Raw genomic sequence first — 23,124 nt, forward strand, 5'->3', positions numbered from 1 at the left:
TAAATGCACAGCCCGGACTTCGACGGAAGCCCGGGCTGCTGCTTTTAGTGGCAGACTCTTTTATTTGAGTCCGATCTTTTTGAGTATCTCTTTGGGTACGGCGTTCCTGTTGACCAGCACGGTCATCGTCTTGTAGGCGACGAACGGACGCGAGAAGTACCAGTAGCCCTCGTAAGGTCCGGCCAGAGCCCACGAATTCTTGACCTTGTAGTAGGGCGTGCCGTTCTGGTCGACGGCCGTGCCCACGATCTGCATGCCGTGGTCGTCGGTGGTCTCGTAATTGTCGTATCCCTCCTGACGGAGCTCCTGCGTGATGGTGCGCTCCTTGCCGGGCTTCTCGAACGTGTAGAGTGCGGCGTCCTTCTCCTTTTGGGTGAGTTTGCCCCATTTCTCGGCCTCGGTGCCCTCCATACCTTCGGTGTCTGCCTCGGGAATGATGCCCAGCCCCTTGGTGCGGCTGAAGCCCTTTTCGCTGACGTCCGTACCCCATGCGATGGTGTAACCCTTCTCCAGCGAGTTGTCGATGATTTGCATGAATTCGTCCAAGGGGACGTTCCACACCTTGTCCCAGTTCCAGTTGTCGGGGACCTCCATGGCGAACTCCGTGTAGAACGGGTGGTGGGTGAACGAGGAGAACTCGATGTAGTCGTCGAGGTCGATCGGCAGCGAGGCGGCGAAAGAGGCGGGGGTGTACTCCTTGCCGTCGTAGGTGAATTTCGCGGGCATCGCGCCGAAATAGGCGTCGAGAATGCCGTTCAGCCCGGCCTGCCATGCCGTCGTGAGGCGGCTGTCACTGCGCTTTTCGCCGGCTTTGATCACCGCGTCGGCATAAGCCTTGATCACGGCGTCGATTTCGTCGAAGTTGGGTTTGTCATAACCGTAGTTCAGCCCCGGATAGACCTCCTCGGGGACGATGCCGTAGTGCTGGATGCCCCCGATCACATCGTGGGCCTGACCGCCGACGGCGAGGTTCAGCGAACCGTGGAGCCGGACGTATTTCACGGCCTTTTCGAAGTAGATGTTACGCACGATCCACATCTCCGAAAGGTCCATGGCGGGACCTCCCGCGCGGAGGATTTCACTCTCGAGGAACGAGAGGGTCGAATAGCACCAGCAGGTGCCGCTGCGACTCTGGTCCTTGACCGAGGTGACGGGCAGGACCTTGACGTCGGTGAATCGGTAGCCTTTGACGGCGGCCGTATCGGGTGTTTGCGCGGCTGCCCCGAATGCGGAGCAGAGCGCGAGTGCGGTGAAAATGAGGTTTTTCATCGTATGGCGTTTTTTGTTATTTCTTCGATCCGGCGACGATTTTCAGGCATTCGTCGAGAGTCAGTTCCTCGGGTTTGGCACCCTTCGGCAGGCGGTAGTTCTTGCCCTTGTAGGCGATGTAGGCGCCGTAACGGCCGTTCTTCACCAGCATGTCGGGGTCCTCCGGGAAGCTCTTGAGCGGGGTATTGGCAGCCACGGCAGCCGTCTGATGTGCGCGCACGACTTCCACGGCCCGGTCATAGGTGATTGTATAGGGATCGTCGGTCTTGGCCAGCGAGGCGAACGACTTTCCGTAGCGGACATAGGGACCGTATTTGCCGATGCCGACGGTCAGTTCCTCGCCGTCCAACTGTCCGAGGTCGCGGGGCAGGGCGAAGAGCTCCAGCGCCTCCTCGAGCGTGATCGACTCGATCAGTTGGCCCTTCTTGAGTGACGCGAAACGTCCTTTCTCGCCCTCGTTGCCTTCGATCTCGACCATCGGGCCGTAACGGCCGATGCGGGCCTTCACGACATGGCCCGTCTTGGGGTCGTTGCCCAGAATGCGCACCTCGCGCGTCTTGGGGTTCTGGGTCGCGATGGCCGAATCGACCATCTTGTGGAAGGGACCGTAGAATCCGTCGATCATCTTCTCCCATGTGATGTCGCCCTCGGCGATGCGGTCAAACTCCTTCTCGACGTTGGCCGTGAAGTTGTAGTCGATGATCGGGCCGAACTGCTCCTCCAGATAGTCGTTCACCACCATGCCGATGTCCGTCGGCGAGAGGCGGTTCTTCTCCTTGCCGTAGTTCTCCGAGAGGTTTTTCTCGGCGATCTTGTCGCCGGTGAGTGTGAACTGCACATAGTTGCGCTTCTGTCCGTCCTTGTTCTGCTTGACGACGTAGCCGCGGTTGATGATCGTGGTGATGGTCGGGGCATAGGTCGAAGGACGTCCGATGCCCAGCTCCTCCAGCCGCTTGACGAGCGATGCCTCGTTGTAGCGGGCCGGAGCCGATGTGAAACGCTCCGTGGCGGTGATCTGCGCCGGGAGCACCCGGTCGCCGGCCGCCAGTTTCGGTAGCAGTCCCTCGCCGCTTTCGGCAGTCTGGTCGTCGTCCGTCGATTCGGAGTAGAGGCGCAGGAAGCCGTCGAAACGGACCACTTCGCCCTGTGCCACGAACTGGTTCGAAGAACCCGACATGTCGATTGTGATCGTCGTGCGGTCCAGCTCGGCGCAGACCATCTGCGAAGCGACCGTACGCTTCCAGATCAGGTCGTAGAGCTTCTTCTCGGCGGGCGTGCCCTCGATCGACTGCCGCTCGATGTACGACGGGCGGATGGCCTCGTGGGCCTCCTGCGCGCCTTTGGTCTTGGTCTTATAGTTGAACCAGCGGGAGTATTTCTCGCCGTAGAGCTTCGTGATCTCCTCCTTGCACTGGGCCAGCGCCTGCTGCGAGAGGTTCACCGAGTCGGTACGCATGTAGGTGATGAGACCCTGTTCGTAGAGGTGCTGCGCCACGGACATCGTCTGCGAAACGGACATGCCCAGTTTGCGGCCTGCCTCCTGCTGGAGCGTCGAGGTGGTGAACGGCGGCGCAGGGTAGCGTTGCGCGGGTTTCTCTTCGGATTTGGCCACCGTGAAAGTTGCACCGATGCAGCTTTTCAAAAACTCCTCGGCCTGTGCAGCAGTTTCGAAACGCGATCCGAGTTCGGCCTTGAAGAGCGTTTTTTCGGGATCGCCGGCGGCGTGGAACTGCGCCACGACGCGGAAATAGGCGGCCGAACGGAAAGCGATGATCTCGCGTTCGCGCTCGACGATCAGCCGCACGGCCACCGACTGCACGCGCCCTGCCGAGAGCGACGGACGCACCTTTTTCCACAGCACGGGCGAGAGCTCGAAACCGACCAGCCGGTCGAGTATGCGGCGCGCCTGCTGGGCGTTTACCAAGTCCATATTGACCGTGCGCGGTTTCTCGATGGCCTCCAGAATCGCCCGCTTGGTGATCTCGTGGAAGACGATGCGCTTGGTCTGGTCGACGGGGAGCCCCAACACTTCGGTGAGGTGCCATGCGATGGCTTCTCCTTCGCGGTCCTCATCGGACGCCAGCCACACGGTTTTCGATTTGGCCAATTTCGTGAGTTCGTCGACCACTTTTTTCTTGTCGCTCGGGATCTCGTAGACGGGCTTGAACCCTTCGGTGATGTTGATGCCGAGGTCCTTTTTGGCGAGGTCCCGGATATGGCCGAAGCTCGATTTGACGATGAAGTCCTTGCCGAGGAATTTCTCGATGGTCTTGGCCTTGGCGGGGGACTCTACGATAACTAAGTTTTCCTGCATTGCGTTTTTTGATGGCTTTTCAGAAATGCGAAAACCTAAGCATTACACTTAGGTTCCGCATGAGCATTTCTCTGTCGTTTATTTAATCAGGTTATATGTCAGGTCGAAGCGGATCGGGGCGTTGTTCACGACGGGTTCCGAACTGTCGGTCGCCATGCCCTGCAATACGCCGAACGACGAGGAGTAAAGGCTGTACGCCTCGGGACCGATATAGACCGTGCGGTTCGTGACTTTGTCCCAGTCGATGTCGTCGGCTACGCCGCCCGCGGCCTCCTTGGCCTTGTTGTAACTGTTCCACAACTGCTGCATGTAGCCCGTGATGTCCATCACATAACATCCGCGGCTGCGGTTGATCTTGCCGCCGTAGGAGAGCGTCGTGTTGTAATTCTGCTCGTATGTGTAGGCGTAGTCCGAGATCGGCGTCAGCTTTTTGAAATTGGTATACATGCCCAGCCGGCTCGGGAATGCATTCATTTCGTCGATCATTCTCGTCAGATTAACCGGGTTAAGCTTTTCCCAGTCATATTCGCTGTCATCGAAATAGATCGACATGCGCACCTGACTGAATGCCAGTGTCTTGAAATCTTTGCCGTCTTTGTTGCCCTCGGCGATCTCCTCTTCCATCCTTGCGAAGAACTCCGGGGTGAAGGTCATCTCGGTCACCACGCCGCCCATGCCTTCGACATAGATGCGGGGATTCGGTTCCCGGTTTTCGTTGATGCTTCCGTCGGGATTGACCTCGCGGGCTTTGGTGATGTCGATCTTCGCGGCCGAAGTGGCTGCGTCATAGTTATGGGTGATGGTGTTCACCGAGACATTGCCGAATTCGGTGCCGGATTCGTAGAAATAGTAGACCATGCCGATCGTGTCCTTTATCAGCGTGGGATCATCCTTCACACGGTTACGGCCGAAGACCGCCAGTCCCGAGTAGTCGAGCGACGTTGCGAAGATCGTACCCTTCTCCTTGGTGCCGTCCTGCTGAATCGGGTTCTTCGGGTCGGGACCGATATAAAGTCCCTTGAACTCCTTGACCCAGTATTCGAGGCTGTCGGGGCTGTAGATCGAGTAATCTCCATAATATTTCTCGCCTTCTTTCTGGAGCATCAGGCGTTTGATGTAATCCTCACCTTCGGGGGTCGGCTCCAGCGTGATGCTCGTAGCGGTCGAAGGGGTTGTCCCTTCACCGCCGAGCTTGAACCGGAAGAGCGGTTTGCTTTCGTCGTAAACCTTTTCGGCGGAACCGTCCCCGTTGGGGTTTTGCGGATTGAAATTGATATAGAAAGTCGTGTCGTTCGACGCCTTTTTGTCGATGTAGTCGTTGCTGATGATCTCGTAGACGGCAAAGGTCTGTTCGGTCAGCGAGTCGCGGCCTATGCTGGTGATCTTGAGCATGATCTGCGCCGAGTCGAAGATCGGCATGTATCCGAAATAGCCCGAATCGACTTTGTAATAGTTGATCATCTGAGAGAGGAATCCGGCCTTGCGCTCGCCGAGCGTGTCGTTGATGCAGGTTCCGAAATAGCCGTAGGAGATGTTCGAGCCGATCAGCGAGTCGCTCTGGAACAGCCGCGTTTCGACGTATTTCCGGGGATTCAGCCCTTCGCCGAGCAGTTCGACGTATCCGGCCTTCATCTGCTGATTGTCCGGAATGAGGTTTCCGCCCAGCGTATCGTCTACCTTGGTGCAGCCCGCGAATACCGCCGCGATTGCGGCGGCCAGTGCTGCGACCGGGAGCAGCTTGCGGCGGAAATTATTGAATTGCTTCATAGAATCGGTTGTAATTATCGAAAAAGTCCTCCGCTTCGGGTGACTGGTATTCGAGCATCGGCTTTCCGCTTGCGCGGGCCATGTCGAGCACCTTGGGGTCGACATCCGCAGAAGCCACCACCACACCGTCGGCATATTCCATAACGAAACGGCAGGTGTTTTCGTATGACGGGGCGTCGAGAATCGCAAGATTTTTGTCTTTGACCCCTTCGCCGGCGATCTTCGCGCCGAATCCCGAATCGAGCTCCCCGGGGAATCCGTCGCCGTAGAGCGACACCACGACCTTGACGTCGCGGAAAATCGGATCGTCGGCGAAAACCCGCTTCAGGTAGACGGGGACCACGGCCGTGAACCACCCGTGGCAATGCACGACGGTGGGTGTCCAGCGCAGTTTCTTGACCGTTTCCAACACGCCGCGGGCGAAGAAGATGGCCCGTTCGTCGTTGTCCGGGAAGTAGTTGCCCGCGTCGTCGGCCAGTACGGCCTTGCGCGAGAAGTAGTCGTCGTTGTCGATGAAATAAATCTGTACGCGTGCTGCCGGGATCGAGGCCACCTTGATAATCAGTTGGTGGTCGTTGTCGTCGATGATGAGGTTCATACCCGAAAGGCGGATGACTTCGTGCAGTTGGTGCCTGCGCTCGTTGATACAGCCGTAGCGGGGCATGAAGGTGCGGATTTCGTTCCCGTGTTCCTGCATTGCCTGCGTCAGTGCACGGCAAAGCCGGGAACCCTCCGTTTCGGGAAGATAGGGGGTGATTTCCTGACAGACGTACAGAATCTTGCTTGCCATGTTTTAAAGGGGGTTTATACTTGCAAAGATAGTGAAAACCGAGTGCAGAACCAAATTTATTCGGATTCTGCCGAGGTGCATCCTATCTTCACGGGGTCGCTTTTACCCCGTAAAGATAGTGAAAATTTTTTAAAGAATCAGCATTGCGTCCCCGTATGTGCCGAAACGGTACCCTTCCTCCTTGGCTATCTTGTAGGCATTCATCACGGTTTCATACCCGCCGAATGCCGCCACCATCATCAGTTGCGTGGAGTAGGGCAGGTGGAGGTTGGTCACCATGGCGTCGGCCACCGTGAACTCGTAGGGGGCGAAGATGAACTTGTTGGTCCACCCCTCCATGGGCTTGATCAGTCCGTTGGTCGAGACGGCGGTTTCGACCGTGCGCATGACCGTCGTGCCGATGGCCACGACCTTGCGTCCGGCGTTCTTGGCGCCGTTTACCGCGTCGGCGGCCTCGTCCGTAACGAAGAACTGTTCGGAGTCCATCTTGTGCTTCGAGAGGTCCTCGACGTCCACCGTGCGGAAGTTGCCCAACCCCACATGGAGCGTCACGAACGTCTTGTCGACACCCTTGATCTCCATGCGTTTCATCAGGTGCTTCGAGAAGTGCATGCCGGCCGTCGGAGCCGCCACGGCGCCCTCCTTGTCGGCGAAGATCGTCTGATAACGCTCGGCATCTTCGGGCTCGACCTTTTCGCGCACCCATTTGGGCAGGGGCGTTTCGCCCAGCGCGAAGAGCGTCTGCTTGAACTCCTCGTAGGAGCCGTCGAAGAGGAACCGCAGCGTGCGGCCGCGCGAGGTGGTGTTGTCGATCACCTCGGCCACCAGCAGGTCGTCGTCGCCGAAATAGAGCTTGTTGCCGATGCGGATTTTGCGCGCCGGGTCCACCAATACGTCCCACAGTCGCAGTTCACGGTTCAGCTCACGCAGCAGAAAGATTTCGATCTCGGCGCCGGTCTTCTCCTTGTTGCCGTAGAGACGTGCCGGGAAAACTTTCGTATCGTTGAAGACGAACAGGTCCTTTTCGTCGAAATACTCGATGATGTCTTTGAAAATGCGGTGTTCGATGGTGCCCTTGGCGCGGTTGATGACCATCAGCCGGGATTCGTCGCGGTTGTCGGCCGGGTATTTGGCCAGCATTTCGGGTGAAAAGTCGTACCCGTATTGCGATAATTTCATAGATGAACGCTCTTTTTACGTTTGAAAAAATACACAGATTATTTTCTATACGCAAAAAAGGCTATTTTGTTTCAATTTTTTGCAGATTTTCCAGAAAATCATCCAGTTCATACGCTTTTTCGAGCGTGAACCCGCCGCTGCGCGTGCGGCGCAGGGACGAGAGGTGGGCCCCGCTGTGGAGCGCCTGCCCGATTTCGTGGGCCAGCGAACGGATGTAGGTGCCCTTGCTGCAACGCACTCGGATGCGCACCCGCGGGAGGTCGTACTCCACGATCTCCATTTCATAAATGGTAATCAGCGCCTGACGCACGGCTACCTCCTCGCCGGCCCGGGCCAGTTCGTAGGCGCGTGTGCCCTCGATCTTCTTGGCCGAGTAGACGGGCGGGGTTTGCAGCCGCTCGCCGGTGAGCGAGGCGAGCGCCTCCTCGACCGCTTCGCGCGTGATGTGTTCGTAGGGGAATGTCTGATCGATCTCGTGTTCGAGGTCGTAGCTCGGGGTTGTGGCGCCCAGCATCACGTCGGCCACATACTCCTTCTCCTCGGCCTGCAGGGCGTCCACCAGCTTCGTGGCGCGGCCGATGCAGACCAGCAGGATGCCCGACGCCAGCGGGTCGAGCGTCCCGGCGTGTCCGACCTTGATCCTGCGGTAGCCGAGTTTGCGCAGGGCGAATTTGACCTTGCGGACCACGTCGGTCGAGGTCCAGCGGAGGGGCTTGTCCAGAACGGCGATGTAGCCGTCTTCGAAGTTGATGCCGCGCAGGTCGAGCGGTTCTCGGGTCATGGGCATGGGGGTCAGAGGATGGAGAAGATGATCGAAACGAGTCCCGCGAGACAGCAGTAGAGGGCGAACCAGATCAGCTTGCCGCGCTTGACCACCTCGATCATGAACTTGCAGGCCAGCGTTCCCGAGATGAATGCCGCGAGGAATCCGCCGACGAGGGCGCCTGCCGGGATGTCCATGGCTGCGACCTCGCCCGAGCAGATGTCTAACAGCATCTTGCCCAGAATGACCGGGATGACCATGATGAACGAGAAGTTGGCGACCTCCTCCTTGCTCTTGCCGAGCAGCAACCCCGTGGCGATGGTCGAGCCCGACCGCGAGAGGCCCGGGAGCGTGGCCGCGGCCTGCGCGAGGCCGATGACGAACGCATTGCCGAAGGTGATCCCCTTCTTCGCGCGCGGTTTGGCGAAGTAGGCGAAGGTCAGCAGTTGCGCCGTGAGCATCAGCATGGCTCCGACGAAGGTCAACGATGCGAAGAACGCTTCGATTTGCTTGGCGAAGAGCACGCCGACGATGCCGGCCGGGATCATCGAGACGACGATCTTGAGGATGTAGGCCTGCTGTTCGTTGAAATGCCGCGAGAAGAGCCCCTGTAACAATTTCAGCAGTTCGCGCCACAGCACGACGACGGTGCTCAGCACCGTGGCGGCGTGGAGCATGACGTCGAAGGTGATGTTGTTTTCGAGCTCCACGCCCAGCACTTCCTTGGCGATCTGGAGGTGTCCGCTGCTCGATACGGGAAGAAATTCGGTGATGCCCTGCACGATGCCGAGCAGGATAGCTTGCAGTGTGTCCATGTCAGTATCAGTACCGCTTCATGATGGCATATATCTCGATGACGAATCCGCCGATCACCAGAATCGGGGCCAGCGTGATGCGCCGCCACGAGAACATCGCATAGTTGAATTCATCGGGCGAATCGCTGCCGCCGCCGGCCATCAGGATGAAGCCCACGAGGATGACGGCGAATCCGATCGCCAGCAGGACGTAGTTGCGCCGGGTGAGCGGCATGCGCGTATCCTCCTGCGCGGGGTCCTGCGTTTTTTTCTGCTCCTTTTTCATTTAATATAGGTATATCTTGTTCGACTTCATGTTGACGAATTTGTTGAGGGCCGCGAAGGTGAAGAGCCCCGATATGACGATGCCGCCGACAACCATCGAGCCGAGGATGATGGCGATCTTGCCCGCTTCGGCAATGGTCATCAGCTCGGGTATGGCCTCGTTGAGCCCGTAGACCGCGAGGACGAACAGCGCCGAGGCAGCCACGCCGGCCAGTATTCCCTGCGTGACGCTGCTCCCGAGGAAGGGCTTCATGATGAACCACTTGGTGGCTCCGACCAGCTTCATCGTGTTGATGAGGTAACGCTTCGAGAAGATCGCCAGCCGGATGGTGTTGCTCAGCAGGATCAGCGAGATGACCAGCAGCGCCCCGCCGAACAGCAGCAGCACGAGGCGAATCTTGTTCACCGTGGCGTGCAGCCGTTCGGCCATCAGCGCGGGGTACGACACCCGGTCGACCCCCTCGATGCGCCCGACGGCGGCGATGAACGAGTCCAACAGCTCCTTGTCGGCCGAAGCGGAGGTCAGCGTGAGTTCGAACGAATCCAGCAGGGGATTCTCCTGCAGAATCTCCTCGAACGAACTGCCGAACATTTTGCGGAACTCCTGATCGTCGATCTTCTCCTCCTTGGGCGAGTAGGCGATCGTCGCGACCATCTCCTCGGCCGTCAGCCGTTTGTTGATGGCCTCCCGCTGTGACTCCGAAAGGCCGTTTTTCAGCTCCACGGTGACGGCGATGCTCTCCTGCAGCGTGTCGGCGACTTTCAGCGCCGCGACCATCAGGTAGCCCACCGATCCCAGCAGGAACAGCACGAGCGTGATGCTCACCGTCGATACGATGTAGGAGTTGCGGACCTTTCGTTTCAACCGCTTGTCATCTTTCATAACCTTACGCTTTTTTCTTCCTGAAACAATAGACCAGCGCCGCGACGGCCCCCAGCAGGATCACGAGCGATGCCGCGAGCGTCACCCCTTCGACCGCCGTCCATCCCGGTGCGCGGAACCGCCATTCGACGGTGTGTTTCCCGGCGGGGAGTTTCATCGCCCGCAGAACGTAGTCGGCCCGGAAGCAGGGCATCTCCTCGCCGTCGACATAGGCCGTCCAGCCGTGGTCGTAGAAGATCTCCGAGAAGACCGCCACGGCCTCTTCGGGCGTCGTGTATTCGTAGCGGAGGTAGTTCGGGCGGTATTCCGTGAGCGCTATCGAGCGCACGAGCGCCGTGTCGGCCCCGGTGCTTCCGGCCTGCCACTCCTCGGCGAAAGCCTTGTCCCGGGGATTGACCACCGCCGCCGTCTTCAGATCGGTCGTGCCCAGCAGGTCGATCTCCTGCTGCGGGGTTTCACCCGCGACGAGGCGGTCGACGAACCACGCCGCACCGTTGGCCGTCGTCCGCAGACGCGGCTCGGGCTGGTTGTTCTGCCCCGGAACGATCAGATAGCGGGTGTTGAGCATGTCCAGCACTCCGTCGTCGATGCCCGACAGATAGCGGTCGATCAGGTCCTGATAACGGGCCAGCTTGGCGCCGTGATACCCGCCCACCGAACGGTGGAAATAGGAGGTCGTAGCGTCGTTGAACGGGCTGACCGTAAGGTTCAGCACCCGGTAGCCCAACTCCTTGTCCTGCATGATCGCCTTGTCGGCCGCCGAGGCCGTCACCTGTCGGCGGCGCGCCGATTCGAATTTGTCGTGCGCGAGGAACCGCAGGTCCACCGGTACGAGGTCCAGCAGCATCACACCCGCCAACAACCCCGTCAACACATATTTGTTGATTCTGCGCAGGGCGAACAGCGCCACGCCGCCCGCTGCCAGCAGGATCATCACGAGCGAACGCCACGCATCGGCCTGCATCATCGCCGCGCGGTCGGCGGCCATCGCGTCGGCCGTCGCTTCGGCCCACTCGACATCCATGCCGCGGTCGATATACGACTGCATGTTGTTGGCTTCGAAGATGCGGTGGAATGTGTCGGTCATCTCCACGACGCTTTTCTCGCGCCCGAAGTCGAAGAAAGCCCCTCCGGCCACGGCCAGCAGCAGGCACAGCCCGCCCGTGACGCCCGCCGCCCATGCCAGCGCGCGCATCAGCCGCTCACGCGGAATCTCCTCTTTCCAGAGCCGCATCAGGGCCAGTGCCCCCAGCAGCGGCACGGCCCACTGCACGATGACGAGCGTCATCGAGACCGTGCGGAACTTGTTGTAACCGGGCAGGTATTTGAACGCGAATTCGGTGAATCCCATCAGGTTGCGGCCCCAGGCCAGCAGGATCATCACGACGCATGCGGCGATGATCCACCATTTGTTGCGTCCCCGGGCCAGTGCGATGCCCAGCGCCGCGAGGAACACCGCCGCGGCCCCGAGGTACGTCGGGCCGCCCGTGTAGGGCTGCGTGCCCCAGTAGGCGGGCAGTTGCTGCGCCGCGCCGCGCAGTCCGTAATCGTTCAGCACGGCGGCCGTCTCTCCGTCCGCCGGGAATGTCGTGGCCGACTCGCGGCCCATGAAGTCGGGGATCAGCAGGTTGAAGGTCTCGGCCTTGCCGTAGCTCCACGCTGTGGCGTAGTCGAGCGCGAGGCCGCTTTGCGAGGTTTCGGCCGTCGCGGTGAGCTCCGAGCCGCCGCGGATGGTCTCTTTCGAATGTTTGGCCGTGTACCACAGGGGCGAGAAGTTCGACCCTACGGCCAATATGCCCGCCGCGGCCAGCGCCGCCGTGCGCAGGGAAAAATTGCGCAGGCGTCCCTCCTTGAAGGAGACGATGCCTTCGCTGATCCAGAAGGCGGCCATTGCCACGAGGAAATAGTAGGTGATCTGCGGATGGTTGGCGCCGATTTCGAGCGACGCCGTGAGCGCCGTGAGCGCCGCGCCGCACCAGATGCTGCCCCTCAGCGTCATCCACGCGCCTCCCATCATCAGCGGGGCGTAAACCAGCGCCCACATCTTCGTGACGTGCCCCGCACCGATAATCAGCAGGAAGTAGGTCGACAGCCCGTAGGCCAGCGCCGCGACGATTCCCACCCAAGGATTGACGCCGAAGATCATCAGCATCAGCCACATCGAGACCATCGAGAAGAAGAGGAACGCCGCCGGGGTGTCCATGATCTTCACGACTTGTCCGACGGTGCGCTTCACGAGCTGGGCCGGGTAGGCGACGTTTATCAGGTAAGCCGGCATCCCGCCGAACATGCCGCCCGTCCACTGGGGGTCTTCGCCCGTCGCGGCGCGCATGTCGGTGATGTCCTTGGCCATGCCTTCGTACTGGATGACGTCGTGCTGGGGAAGCACCTCGCCGCGGAACTGCGGGGCGAAGTAGAGTGCACTCACCACGAAGAAGAGCACGAGGGCCGTTGCCGCGGGCAGCAGTTTTGTGCGTATAGCGTTCGAAAATTCCATTTTACCGAGTCTTAACCAGTTGTCAAAGGTACGAAAAAATAGTTACTTCCCGAGTCGTGATTGCGAAAAATCACTATCTTTGTCCCTATGATTACACTCGATGACATTCATAAACCCGTGACTGCTGAACTGGAGGCCTTCGACGATTTTGTCGACCGCCAGTTCACAGCCGAGGGGGAGTTGCTTTCCGATATGCTGCGTTATGCCCTTTCCACGCGCGGGAAAGGGATCCGTCCCATGCTGGTGATGCTCTCGGCGGCGATGAACGCCCCGGTCAAAGGCGCCGCGATGGGACGTCGGGCCTGTCTGGCCGCCATGCTGGTCGAAATGATCCATGTGGCGTCGCTGATCCACGACGATGTGATCGACGAATCCGACATGCGCCGCGGGCAGCCTTCGGCCAACGCCCGCTGGCAGTCGCACAAGGCCGTGATTCTGGGCGACTACATCCTTGCCAAGAACATGAACATCGGCCTGCAGAGCGGGCAGTTCGATCTGGTGACCCACGTCTGCGGCTCGATGGCCGCGCTGTGCGAGGGCGAGGTCCTGCAGGACGAATGTGCCAAGAACCGCACGATGACCCGTCAGGCCTACCTCGACATTATATATAAGAAGACCGCCAGCCTGCTGGGCGTCAGCGCCTCGGCCGGAGCGCTGGCCGTAGGGGCCACGCGCGACAAGGTCGCCACGATGCGCCGCTTCGGCGAGGCCGTGGGCATGGCTTTCCAGATACAGGACGACATCCTCGACTACACCCCCTCCGCACATACGGGCAAACCCGCCAACAACGACCTGCGCGAGGGGAAGATCACCCTGCCGCTGCTCTCGGTCCTCGACCGGGCTTCGGAGGAGCGCCGCGCCGACCTGCTGGCCCGGCTGGCGCGCTGCTACGAGGACGACGAGGCGGTCGAATACCTGCGTTCGGCTGTCGAGAACGAAGGCGGCCTGACCTTCGCCGCCGAGGTGATGCAGAGCTACGTCACGCGGGCCGTGGAGATGCTCGCCGACTACGAAGATTCCGAATACCGCTCGGCGCTAATCAACCTCTGCGCCTATATCGCCGAGCGGGACCGCTGATATTAACCCGAAACTTATTAACCTAAATTGATAAAAATGGAGACAAAAAAACAAAACTATGTTTTGCCGATCGTCGTGATGATCTTCCTCTTCGGTATGATCTCGTTCGTAACGAATCTGGCATCCCCGATGGGTGACATTCTGAAGTATCAGTTCAATGTCCCGAACTGGATGGGTACGCTGGGCGTATTCGCCAACTTCATCGCCTATGCGATCATGGGTTATCCCGCGGGCAACATGCTTCAGAAGTACGGCTACAAGAAGACCGCGCTGGTCGCCATCGCCGTCGGTTTCATCGGCGTCGGCATCCAGACGCTTTCCGGCACGGCACAGAGTTTCGGCGTTTACCTGTTGGGCGCTTTCATCGCAGGTTTCTCCATGTGTCTGCTCAATACGGTCGTCAACCCCATGCTGAACAAGCTCGGCGGCGGCGGCAACAAGGGCAACCAGTTGATTCAGGCCGGCGGTTCGTTCAACTCGCTCTGCGGTACGGCCGTAATCATCCTGACGGGTCTGCTGATCCCGGAGGGCATCAAGAATGCGCAGATCAGCAACGTGTTCCCGCTGATGTACGCCGCACTGGCTATCTTCGCTTTCGCTTTCGTGGTAATCAGCCTGACGAAGATTCCGGAGACCAAGAAGGAGGTCGGTCTGAAGAGTGCCGAGACTTCGAAATACGGTCCGCTGTCGTTCCGTCACTTCATTCTGGGCGCCATCGCCATCTTCGTCTATGTGGGTATCGAGGTGGGTATTCCCAACGTACTGCAAAAATGGTTGCAGAATCCCGACCTGAACGTGCTGGGCGGCGGCGTGAATGCCGAGGCCGTTGCCGGATCGGTTGCCGCTACTTATTGGTTCCTGATGCTGGTCGGCCGTCTGCTGGGCGCCGCCATCGGCAGCAAGGTATCGGCCAAGAGCATGCTGACCGTCGTTTCCGGCGTGGGCCTGCTGCTTACGCTGGGAGCGATGTTCCTGCCCGCGGTGGCTGTCAACCTGCCCGTCTTCAACGGTTCCGAGGGCTTCGGACTGGTGAATGTTCCCGTTAACGCGGCCTTGCTGGTGCTTATCGGGCTTTGCACCTCGATCATGTGGGGCGGTATCTTCAACCTCGCCGTCGAAGGACTGGGCAAGTACACCGAGAAGGCTTCGGGTATCTTCATGGCGCTGGTTTGCGGCGGCGGTATCCTGCCCCTGCTCCAGAACGCGATCGTCGACGTCACCGACGGCGGTATGGGTTATCTGACCAGCTACTGGGTGATCGTGGTCGCTCTGGCTTACCTGCTCTACTACGCGCTCGTGGGTTCGAAGAACGTCAACAAGGACATTCCCGTAACGGAATAAATATCAGCGGGCGTTTTCGCCCTGCCTTGTCCGGTCCGGATGGATTTTTCCTCCGGGCCGGATTTTTTATCCCGGTCCGATCATACGAAAAACAGGGTGTCCCGTCGGGACACCCTGTTTTTTTTCGGAACCTTTGCGGATTATTTCTTCTCCGTGCGGGTCATACGCTTCTCCTTGATGCGGGCCTTCTTGCCGGTCAGGTCGCGCAGGTAGTAGATGCGTGCGCGGCGTACGACACCGACCTTGTTGACCTCGATCTTCTCGATGTGAGGCGAGTAGAGGGGGAAGATACGCTCGACACCCACGCCGCCCGAAATCTTGCGGATGGTGAACATCTTGGTCTTGCCCGAACCCTTGATCTGGATCACTACGCCGCGGAAACTCTGGATACGCTCCTTGTTACCCTCGACGATCTTGTAGGAGACGGTGATCGTGTCACCGGCCTTGAACGACGGTACGTCGGCGTCCGTCTTCGGCCACATCTGCTCGTTGACGAGCTTGATGATTGCGTCTTTGTTCATTGTTGCAACAAATTTTTGTGTTTCGCATTCGACATTTCCGCTGCGTTCCGGCTACCATACAGATCCTTTGCCTGTAATCCCACGGGTGCCGCGTCCGTTGCCGTCCGCGCCCGCATCCGCCGTACCGCCCAATGAAAGAGGTTGATATACGCCCGAAAGGGACTGCAAATATAGGAAGAATTTTCGGAACGGTGCAACTATTACATGAAAAAAGCGCGATAAATTGTTACCTTTGCAGGAAAACGATTTGAAAGATGAACGAAAGACTGATACTTGTCACCAACGACGACGGCTATGATTCCAAAGGCCTGGCCGCTGCCGTCGAGGTGGCCCGGGGCTTCGGCCGTGTGGTTGTCGTGGCCCCCGAGACGACGCAGAGCGGCATGAGTCAGGCCATCACGATGTACAATCCCCTCTACCTGCGGCGCGTCCGCGAGGAGGAGGGGCTCGAAATTTACGCCTTTTCGGGAACGCCGGTCGACTGCGTGAAAATGGCCTTCGACTACCTGCTGCGCGACGAACGTGTCGATCTGGTGATCTCGGGCATCAACCACGGCTCCAATTCGGCCGTCAATGTGCTCTACTCCGGGACGATGGGCGCCGCCATCGAGGGCAGCTTTTACAGTTGTCCGGCCGTCGGGCTGTCGCTCGACGACCACCGTGACGATGCCGATTTCGACGCGGCGGTCGTCTACGGCAAACAGATCGTCGGCGACATCCTCGCCGCGGAGATCGAACTGCCGCTGTGCCTGAACGTCAATGTCCCGGTCGGACGCCCCGAGACGATAAAGGGAATACGGCTCTGCCGCCAGAACCGCGGTTTCTGGCGCGAGGAGTTCTACCGCCACGAAGACCCCCGGGGCCGCGAGTATTTCTGGCTCACGGGCGAGTTCGTCAACGGCGAACCCGAGGCTGAGGATACCGATGAATGGGCCTTGGCGAACAGCTATGTGGCGGTGGTCCCCGTGCAGACGGACCTGACCGATTACCGGCAGTTGAAAAATCTTGGCAATGTGCTGAAATAGTCTTATATTTGCCCTAAGACAAATCCGAAGCCTATGCTGATCAAAATCCTGCTCGTCATCGCCATCGTCATCCAGTGCGTCGCCACGGGTTACGCCCTGCGGCTGGTGCGCACCACCAAGTACAATTCGGTGTGGATTCTCTTCATCGTAGGTTTCTCGCTGCTCTCGGTCGAACGTCTCGTGCAGTTGCTCATCACCTCCGGGGTCGAGGTCATACCGCGCTGGTGGTTCGCCTATCTGGGTATCGTGATCTCGGTCTGCCTGTCGATCGGCGTGATGTACGCCCACAAGCTCTTCAAATACATCGACCGGCTCAACCGCCAGCGGTCGATGCTCAACAAGCGCATCCTCACGGCCGTGCTGCGCACCGAGGAGAAAGCCCGTTCGCGCTTCTCGAAGGAGCTCCACGACGGCCTCGGGCCGCTGCTTTCGTCGGCCCGGATGTCGCTCACGGCTCTCTCGCGGGAGGAGCATAACGCCGACCAGCGCGAGATCATCGACAACACGACCTATGTCATCGACGAGGCGATCCGTTCGCTGCGCGAGATTTCGAACAACCTTTCGCCGCATGTGCTCAACGATTTCGGACTGGCGCGCGGCATACAGAATTTTATCGACAAGAGCGCCGCGATGCACGACGTGAAGATTCGTTTCACGACCAACCTGCGCTCGGAACGCTACGACACCGATATCGAAGTCATCCTCTACCGGGTGATCTGCGAGCTGATCAACAACTCGCTCAAACACGCGGCTTGCACGGCCGTCAACCTCTCGCTGTCGCAGAACGGTCCCGAGCTGACGCTCGATTATACCGACAACGGCCGGGGATTCAATCCGCAGGCGATGATGGACTGCGGCATGGGACTTTCGAACATCGCCTCGCGCATCAATTCGCTGGGCGGGACCTTCGATATATCGTCGGCTAAGGGCAAGGGGATGCGTGCCGCCATCCACGTCAACACGCAGTTGGCCCCCGCGCCTGCCAAACACCGCAAACATCGCCGCCGGTAATATGGAGCGCCGGATTATACTTGTAGACGACCATTCGCTCTTCCGCAACGGACTGCGGGGGCTGCTCGAGCGCTGTGCGGATTGCCGCGTGGTGGGCGAGGCGGCCAGCGGCGAGGAGTTTCTGGCCATGCTCGACGACGTGCAGGCGGATATTGTCTTCATGGATTTCTCCATGCCGGGGCTCGACGGCGCACAGACGACCGAACGGGCGTTGGCGCGGCGTCCGGACCTGAAAATCATCACCCTTTCGATGTTCGGTGAGGAGAGTTACTATTCGCGGATGGTCGAAGCCGGGGCCCGGGGCTTCCTGCTGAAGGATTCCGATATCGGCGACGTGATCGACGCCATCGGGACGGTGATGGACGGCGGCAGCTACTTTTCGCCGCAACTGCTCTCGTCGCTTACGGGGCGCATGCGCACGCGCGAGGACGCCGCCGACGAACAGCTCTCGTCGCGCGAACGCGAAATTCTGGTGGCGGTCTGCCGGGGGCTGTCGAATCAGGAGATCGCCGACGAACTCTTCATTTCGAAGCGCACGGTGGACAAGCACCGCGCCAACATCCTCGAAAAGACCGGCTGCAAGAACACCGCCTCGCTGGTGGTCTATGCCATTCGCAACGGCATCGTCGACATTTAGTTTTCGATTCTCACGGGCGCTTTTTGCACTCCTCTGGCGGTCCGGGACAGATAATCAAAAACCCGCCTTTTGTCGGGCGGGGATTACAGCAGCGGGGAGAATACCCGCATGAGCGATTCCGCCCAGCGGCGCGGCCGCGGACGGTTGAACCATTCACCGGGGGTCAGGGCGTGGCAGTGCGAGGCGTCGTCGCGGAACACGGCGTCCATGCGGGCCGTGAATTCCGGGTCGTAGACAAAGGCGTTGATCTCGAAATTGTGCTCGAAACTGCGGAAATCCATGTTCGCCGAGCCGATCACCGTCAGCATATCGTCGATAATCAGCAGTTTGGAGTGCAGGAATCCGGGCTTGTAGAAGAGTATCTTCACGCCGGCTTTCATCATGTCGTCGAGGTAGGAGTGCGACGCAAGGTCCACGATCTTCGAATCGGAGCGTGCCGGGAGCATCAGCCGCACGTCGACTCCGGCCAGCGCCGCCACCTGCAGGGCCGTGTTCAGCACGTCCGAGGGGAGGTAGTAGGGGGTCTGTATCCAGATTCGCCGCCGGGCGTTCGAGACGGCGTAGCTGTCGGCCTGCAGCAGCGCCCGCCATTGGCCGAAGGGACCGCTGGGGACGATTTGGAGGATGTTGTCCGTATGGCGCTCCGACTGGGGGAAGTAATCCGCACCCGTTATGTGCTGTTTGGTGGTCGCCGACCAGTCGCTCAGGAACGACACCTGAAGTCCTGCCGCACCGCTGCCCTCGACCCGGAAATGGGTGTCGCGCCACGAACCCCACTCCGTGCCGCGGACATAACGGTCGGCGATGTTCATGCCGCCGATGAATCCCACGCGGCCGTCGATGACGGCTATCTTGCGGTGGTTGCGGTAGTTGACCTTGCTGGTGAAGAGCGGGAATTTGACGTGCAGGAACGAGAAGACCTCGATCCCTTCGCGGCGCATCCCCTCGAAAAAGGATTTTTTCACACCGCTGCACCCCACGTCGTCGTAGAGGATGCGTACCTCGACCCCCTGCCGGACCTTCTCCACCAGCGCATCGCGCAGCCGGCAGCCCGTTTCGTCGTCGCAGAAGATGTAATACTGAATGTGAATGTGGTGCTTCGCCCGGGCGATCTCCGCCAGCAGGGCCTCCATTTTCGACGTGCCGTCGGTGTAGGGGGTGATGCAACTGCCGTAAAGCGGTACGGAGTGGGTCGTGCTGTAGAGGAGCGTGGCCAGTGGGCGGTACTCCTCGGGAATCCCGGGATGCCCGGCGTCGCGGGCCTCCTCGAGCTGCATGGTGATGCGCCTGCGCGTGCGGCGCGAGATGATGCGCCGTTTGGAGAGGTTCTGCCCGAAGAAGAAGTAGAACAGCAGCCCTACGACGGGTGCGAACACGAGTACGATGATCCACGGCAGGGTCTTCAGCGGGTTCCGGTTGTCGGTGATGATGACCAGAACGATGCTGAGGATCGTGACCGTATAGAGAACGAGGAACGTATATGTCAGTATTTGCTGCATATTGTCGGTTTCTTCGTTTCATGCGGCGCCGTGCGCCGCAGGCTTCCGGACTACTCCGCCTGCTTGGGGAACTGCACCGAGTAGAGCAGATGCTCGACGCCGCGCATGTAGTTGCGCTTGCGGGGTTTGTTCAGGTCGGGGGCGTAGACGTAACAGTCGAGCGTGAAGACACGGTTGGTGGCCGTATCCACGGTCGAGTAGCTCACGAACGGACCGCCCATGAAGTCGCCCTGCACGTCCCAGAATCCGCGCAGTTCGCACCACAGGCGCCCCTCGAGGCGGAACATCCGGTAGTCGGGCTCGAAGGCGTCCGAGGTAATCATGTACGAGCCGTCCGACGGACCCGGGATCAGCGCCGCAAACTTGTTGCGGGCGGCGGTCAGAGCCGCGGCCGAGAGCGATTCCGGGCCTTTGTAGGGGTAGGAGTAGATGAAAAATCCTTGGCTGGCGGTGGGGTATTCGTTGCGGGCCCAGATGAAATCCTCCTTCTGTGCGGCCAGCAGGTATCCCTTCGGGATACGCATTTCGACGCCGAACGTCTTGCGGATGGCCGCCTCGACGCCGGGGTTGTTGTAGGTTTCATTGGCTTTGAGGGCGCGGTCGCGCTCGGCCTGCTCGAGGACGTGGACGAGTTCCCCGCGGTGCTGCGAGAGATACTCCACCACGGCCTTGTCGTCGGGGCCCTGAAGCGTCAGCACGATCTGCGGATCGGCGGTGACGTCGTATTGCACGGCCGTCGAAGTCTGCTCCAGAGAAGGATCGACGATTACTTTGAGGATGTTGCGGTGGTCGGCGATCATACCCGTGAAACCGCGCTCGGTGACGCGCAGCACGTCGAAGATCGGCTCGACTTGGTTCAGGTAGGGCACCGGAGCGGTGAATATCGCGCGCAGCGAATCCCCGACTTCGCCCGTCCACTCCGTCTGGGGGCATACCACGATCAGCTCGTAGGGTTTTCCCTGCGCGCTTTTTTTCGATTTGTTCAGGGTGTTGAAGGCGTCGCAGCCCGTCATCGTCGCGATGACGGCGGCAACCAATGCGATACGGAGGATAGTTTTCATGCTGCGGTCTGAAATTGAATCTACTACAAATATAGGCATATTTTTTCCAAATGGCCCGGATTTTCACTATAATTCAACATGTTCTCAATTATTAGGTTTGCAATCAATTCATTACAAGTATCGGGCCTCTTTTCAAGTAACAGCTAAGTAACAAAACTGCTATTTTTTTTGTTTCTACTGCAAATATAACCAACTAATACATAGTTTATTGACAATCCTCTATCCGGTGGGTCGAGGATTTTTTTGTTCTTATTTTAATCAAAATTGTTAAAGTCAAATATAATCAAGAAAAGGGTTGGTTATATTCGACCTTAAACAATAATTAAAATAAAAAATTAAATTTTATGGGAACTGAAATTTTGAAAGAATTGCAGAAAATAGAGCAATTGTTGTTAATTAGCTGTAAAAATGTATTGACGCCCGATGACGTATCGTTGATGTACGGGTTGAGTAAAGACTACCTGTATCACCTGACCAGCGATCGAATGATTCCGTTTCATAAACCGAACGGCAAGAAAATCTTTTTTCACAAAGACGAAGTTGAAGCATGGCTGTTGAAAAATCCGCAGGACACCGACGCAGAGATTCGACAACGAGCTGCGATGTTCGATCTGAAAAAATACGGTAGTATGCGATGAATATATATTATAAATTAGCGTATCGAACGACTATGACGAATAACATCAATATCATGCAGTGGATTTGTACCGGGAATCACTCGATGGTTTCAGACGAATCCGTTGCATATATTAATATTGTTTTTAATACAAAATATTTGTTTAAATTATGTTCGATAGCATCAATATAAATCTTAAATCGATTGATACCTACCAATTGAATTTCGTCGAAACAATAACCCGTGATCTGAATGTCGTTGTTACCGAAACAAAATCCGGAACAACGACATTCAAGTCTTGCGTGGATAATCTTTCTGTTCTGGTGAATGCGAATGAACTCAGAATCGGTAACGGCAGTCTCTGCAAGTTCCTTCACGGGAACAACGTGGTCAACTTTACGAGGACTGATACCCGACTTGCATTTGAAAAGTTGTCCGACACGTTGCATATCTCGTTGAACAATGCAACCGTTTCCCGGATGGATATTGCATACAACTTTGAGGTTACCTATCCTCCGGAATCCTATTTCTACCACTTGGGAGATCTCCCTTACTACAAACGACTGGAACAAATGTTCTGCAAGGGGATAGAGGGGTTGTACTACAGTTCGGTCTCTGATCGGAAACAGTTGGTATTCTATAACAAGATCAAAGAGACTACCCATCGCAAAGATTACGTTCCACCGGAATATCAAAACAAAAATTTATTGCGGTATGAACTTCGTTTGAAAAATCACATCAAACAAATTTTTAAAGTGAACAAAGTGACTGTTCCGATGTTGTATGATGTACAGTTCTATAATCGAATTGTCGATTATTGGAGATCGGTATATCAAAATATTGTCAAAGTCAACGAATACGAGATCGATATTGCCGGTTGCAAGGGTTTCAGGGATTTGAACAAAATCGGGATGTTATTGCTGGTCGAACAACAGGGAGGGATGATTGAATTCTTCAAAATCTTTGAACAACAACACGAAATTGGGAATTTGAACGATCGGCAACTGGGGGAGATTAAACGTCAAACCAAAGAATTGATGCAAAACAAATCGATAGGAGTCGTCCGTAGTCCTCTTATCGAGGAGTTGAATACACTCGTTGAGGGGGTGTAAAAAATATACAATCACAAGAAAAACCGAGAAAAATTCGTCAAAAAATGATGATTTTTCTCGGTTTCTTGTTGGGACATTAAATTTTTCGTAAAAAACCGGCGTCTAAATTATAATATTTGTAACACCGATCATTCTGGGCTATACAAATAGGTTGAGGGAAAATATGTTCAAGATCAAGGACGAAAACTTGATAATCTTTTACACCCTCTCGATTTTTAGAATATTTAGTACCAATATATTTTTGATCTCGATCTTGATCTCGCCAACAATCAACCAACTTTAATAATTGCTTATCGGTAATATCATCCGTGGTTTGATATCTTTCTCTGATACGATAAATACCCCAACAAAATTTTTTTAAATTCGTGCAGCCAGATGGCCACATATATCTCCCTAATTGTTCAAACTTTAATAGTTCATTAGTGGTATGACGTGTTTTATTTGCAGGAATTCTTGGCAGGAAGTGGGTGACATTCTTTCGTATAGGTATGATTCGTTGGCCGAGTTGGGTCCGATCTCGTTCAGTTCTACAACAATATATTCCTAAAGTAACAATCCAATAACATGAATCGGAAACCGGAGGGCTGAAAATTTCTTCCATAACACTTTAATTTTATGGAAGATATAAATAATATTGTTATAATCCAAATTTACCTTGAGCAGATGTTGTTTCAAAATGACAA

21 protein-coding genes are annotated in these 23,124 nt (G+C 57.3%); 7 read left to right on the forward strand and 14 right to left on the reverse strand.

Annotated features, from left to right (window positions below; all coding sequences use genetic code 11):
- Window positions 1–60 precede the first annotated feature (60 nt).
- From BN5935_RS05660 to BN5935_RS05705, 10 genes are all read right to left on the reverse strand, one after another.
- Window positions 61–1,269 carry a C1 family peptidase gene (locus BN5935_RS05660; protein WP_064975263.1) on the reverse strand — a complete coding sequence of 403 codons (1,209 nt, stop codon included), beginning with the start codon at window positions 1,267–1,269 and terminating at the stop codon, window positions 61–63.
- 16 nt (window positions 1,270–1,285) lie between these two features.
- Window positions 1,286–3,583, reverse strand: a complete 2,298-nt coding sequence (gene topA, locus BN5935_RS05665) for a type I DNA topoisomerase (protein WP_064975264.1) — start codon at window positions 3,581–3,583, stop codon at window positions 1,286–1,288.
- 78 nt (window positions 3,584–3,661) lie between these two features.
- Window positions 3,662–5,350 carry a DUF4270 domain-containing protein gene (locus BN5935_RS05670; RefSeq protein WP_064975265.1) on the reverse strand — a complete coding sequence of 563 codons (1,689 nt, stop codon included), beginning with the start codon at window positions 5,348–5,350 and terminating at the stop codon, window positions 3,662–3,664.
- The gene (locus tag BN5935_RS05675) at window positions 5,334–6,140 is read right to left on the reverse strand and encodes a glycogen/starch synthase (protein ID WP_064975266.1); all 807 of its coding nucleotides are present in this window, start codon (window positions 6,138–6,140) and stop codon (window positions 5,334–5,336) included. Before BN5935_RS05675 ends, BN5935_RS05670 begins: the two co-directional genes overlap by 17 nt.
- Before the next feature lie 129 nt (window positions 6,141–6,269).
- Window positions 6,270–7,319 (reverse strand): tRNA preQ1(34) S-adenosylmethionine ribosyltransferase-isomerase QueA, encoded by a 1,050-nt coding sequence (gene queA / locus BN5935_RS05680; protein WP_064975267.1) that lies wholly within the window; start codon window positions 7,317–7,319, stop codon window positions 6,270–6,272.
- A 61-nt stretch (window positions 7,320–7,380) separates the two neighbouring features.
- The gene (gene truB / locus BN5935_RS05685) at window positions 7,381–8,106 is read right to left on the reverse strand and encodes a tRNA pseudouridine(55) synthase TruB (RefSeq protein ID WP_064975268.1); all 726 of its coding nucleotides are present in this window, start codon (window positions 8,104–8,106) and stop codon (window positions 7,381–7,383) included.
- 5 nt (window positions 8,107–8,111) lie between these two features.
- On the reverse strand, window positions 8,112–8,897 hold the full coding sequence (locus BN5935_RS05690) for an undecaprenyl-diphosphate phosphatase (RefSeq protein ID WP_064975269.1): 786 nt from the start codon (window positions 8,895–8,897) through the stop codon (window positions 8,112–8,114).
- 7 nt (window positions 8,898–8,904) lie between these two features.
- A complete protein-coding gene (locus BN5935_RS05695) occupies window positions 8,905–9,162 on the reverse strand; it encodes a DUF3098 domain-containing protein (protein WP_064975270.1) in 258 nt (85 codons plus the stop codon).
- Window positions 9,163–10,044: a cell division protein FtsX gene (locus BN5935_RS05700; RefSeq protein ID WP_064975271.1), complete on the reverse strand. Its 882-nt coding sequence runs from the start codon at window positions 10,042–10,044 to the stop codon at window positions 9,163–9,165.
- Between the two features lie 4 nt (window positions 10,045–10,048).
- Window positions 10,049–12,541 (reverse strand): YfhO family protein, encoded by a 2,493-nt coding sequence (locus BN5935_RS05705; RefSeq protein WP_064975272.1) that lies wholly within the window; start codon window positions 12,539–12,541, stop codon window positions 10,049–10,051.
- Between the two features lie 87 nt (window positions 12,542–12,628).
- Here BN5935_RS05705 and BN5935_RS05710 point away from each other — a divergent pair, with 87 nt between their 5' ends.
- Both BN5935_RS05710 and BN5935_RS05715 read left to right on the forward strand, forming a co-directional pair.
- The gene (locus BN5935_RS05710; protein ID WP_064975273.1) at window positions 12,629–13,618 is read left to right on the forward strand and encodes a polyprenyl synthetase family protein; all 990 of its coding nucleotides are present in this window, start codon (window positions 12,629–12,631) and stop codon (window positions 13,616–13,618) included.
- A gap of 36 nt (window positions 13,619–13,654) precedes the next feature.
- Window positions 13,655–14,959 carry an MFS transporter gene (locus tag BN5935_RS05715; RefSeq protein ID WP_064975274.1) on the forward strand — a complete coding sequence of 435 codons (1,305 nt, stop codon included), beginning with the start codon at window positions 13,655–13,657 and terminating at the stop codon, window positions 14,957–14,959.
- Window positions 14,960–15,099: 140 nt separating this feature from the next.
- Here BN5935_RS05715 and rplS read toward each other — a convergent pair whose 3' ends face one another.
- Entirely contained in the window at window positions 15,100–15,480 is a 381-nt protein-coding gene (gene rplS / locus BN5935_RS05720; RefSeq protein ID WP_064975275.1) for a 50S ribosomal protein L19, read from the reverse strand.
- Window positions 15,481–15,734: 254 nt separating this feature from the next.
- Here rplS and surE point away from each other — a divergent pair, with 254 nt between their 5' ends.
- From surE to BN5935_RS05735, 3 genes are read left to right on the forward strand one after another with little or no spacing between them, the layout of a single operon-like run.
- Window positions 15,735–16,505, forward strand: coding sequence for a 5'/3'-nucleotidase SurE (gene surE / locus BN5935_RS05725; RefSeq protein ID WP_064975276.1), 771 nt, complete (start codon window positions 15,735–15,737; stop codon window positions 16,503–16,505).
- A 33-nt stretch (window positions 16,506–16,538) separates the two neighbouring features.
- The gene (locus BN5935_RS05730; protein ID WP_064975277.1) at window positions 16,539–17,516 is read left to right on the forward strand and encodes a sensor histidine kinase; all 978 of its coding nucleotides are present in this window, start codon (window positions 16,539–16,541) and stop codon (window positions 17,514–17,516) included.
- A gap of 1 nt (window position 17,517) precedes the next feature.
- Complete coding sequence (locus BN5935_RS05735; RefSeq protein WP_064975278.1) at window positions 17,518–18,153, forward strand: response regulator; 636 nt, start codon at window positions 17,518–17,520, stop codon at window positions 18,151–18,153.
- A gap of 83 nt (window positions 18,154–18,236) precedes the next feature.
- Here the strand turns inward: BN5935_RS05735 and cls are convergent, their stop codons facing one another.
- Both cls and BN5935_RS05745 read right to left on the reverse strand, forming a co-directional pair.
- Window positions 18,237–19,652, reverse strand: a complete 1,416-nt coding sequence (cls, locus tag BN5935_RS05740; protein ID WP_064975279.1) for a cardiolipin synthase — start codon at window positions 19,650–19,652, stop codon at window positions 18,237–18,239.
- 50 nt (window positions 19,653–19,702) lie between these two features.
- On the reverse strand, window positions 19,703–20,713 hold the full coding sequence (locus BN5935_RS05745; RefSeq protein ID WP_064975280.1) for a DUF4837 family protein: 1,011 nt from the start codon (window positions 20,711–20,713) through the stop codon (window positions 19,703–19,705).
- Between the two features lie 344 nt (window positions 20,714–21,057).
- Between BN5935_RS05745 and BN5935_RS05750 the strand changes: the two genes are divergently transcribed.
- Complete coding sequence (locus BN5935_RS05750) at window positions 21,058–21,351, forward strand: helix-turn-helix domain-containing protein (RefSeq protein WP_064975281.1); 294 nt, start codon at window positions 21,058–21,060, stop codon at window positions 21,349–21,351.
- A gap of 148 nt (window positions 21,352–21,499) precedes the next feature.
- Window positions 21,500–22,441: a phage/plasmid replication domain-containing protein gene (locus tag BN5935_RS05755; RefSeq protein ID WP_064975282.1), complete on the forward strand. Its 942-nt coding sequence runs from the start codon at window positions 21,500–21,502 to the stop codon at window positions 22,439–22,441.
- 76 nt (window positions 22,442–22,517) lie between these two features.
- Here the strand turns inward: BN5935_RS05755 and BN5935_RS15110 are convergent, their stop codons facing one another.
- Window positions 22,518–23,042, reverse strand: coding sequence for a hypothetical protein (locus BN5935_RS15110; RefSeq protein ID WP_147625778.1), 525 nt, complete (start codon window positions 23,040–23,042; stop codon window positions 22,518–22,520).
- Between the last annotated feature and the right edge of the window lie 82 nt (window positions 23,043–23,124).

This window comes from Alistipes provencensis (assembly GCF_900083545.1).
Classification (GTDB): Bacteria; Bacteroidota; Bacteroidia; order Bacteroidales; family Rikenellaceae; genus Alistipes; species Alistipes provencensis.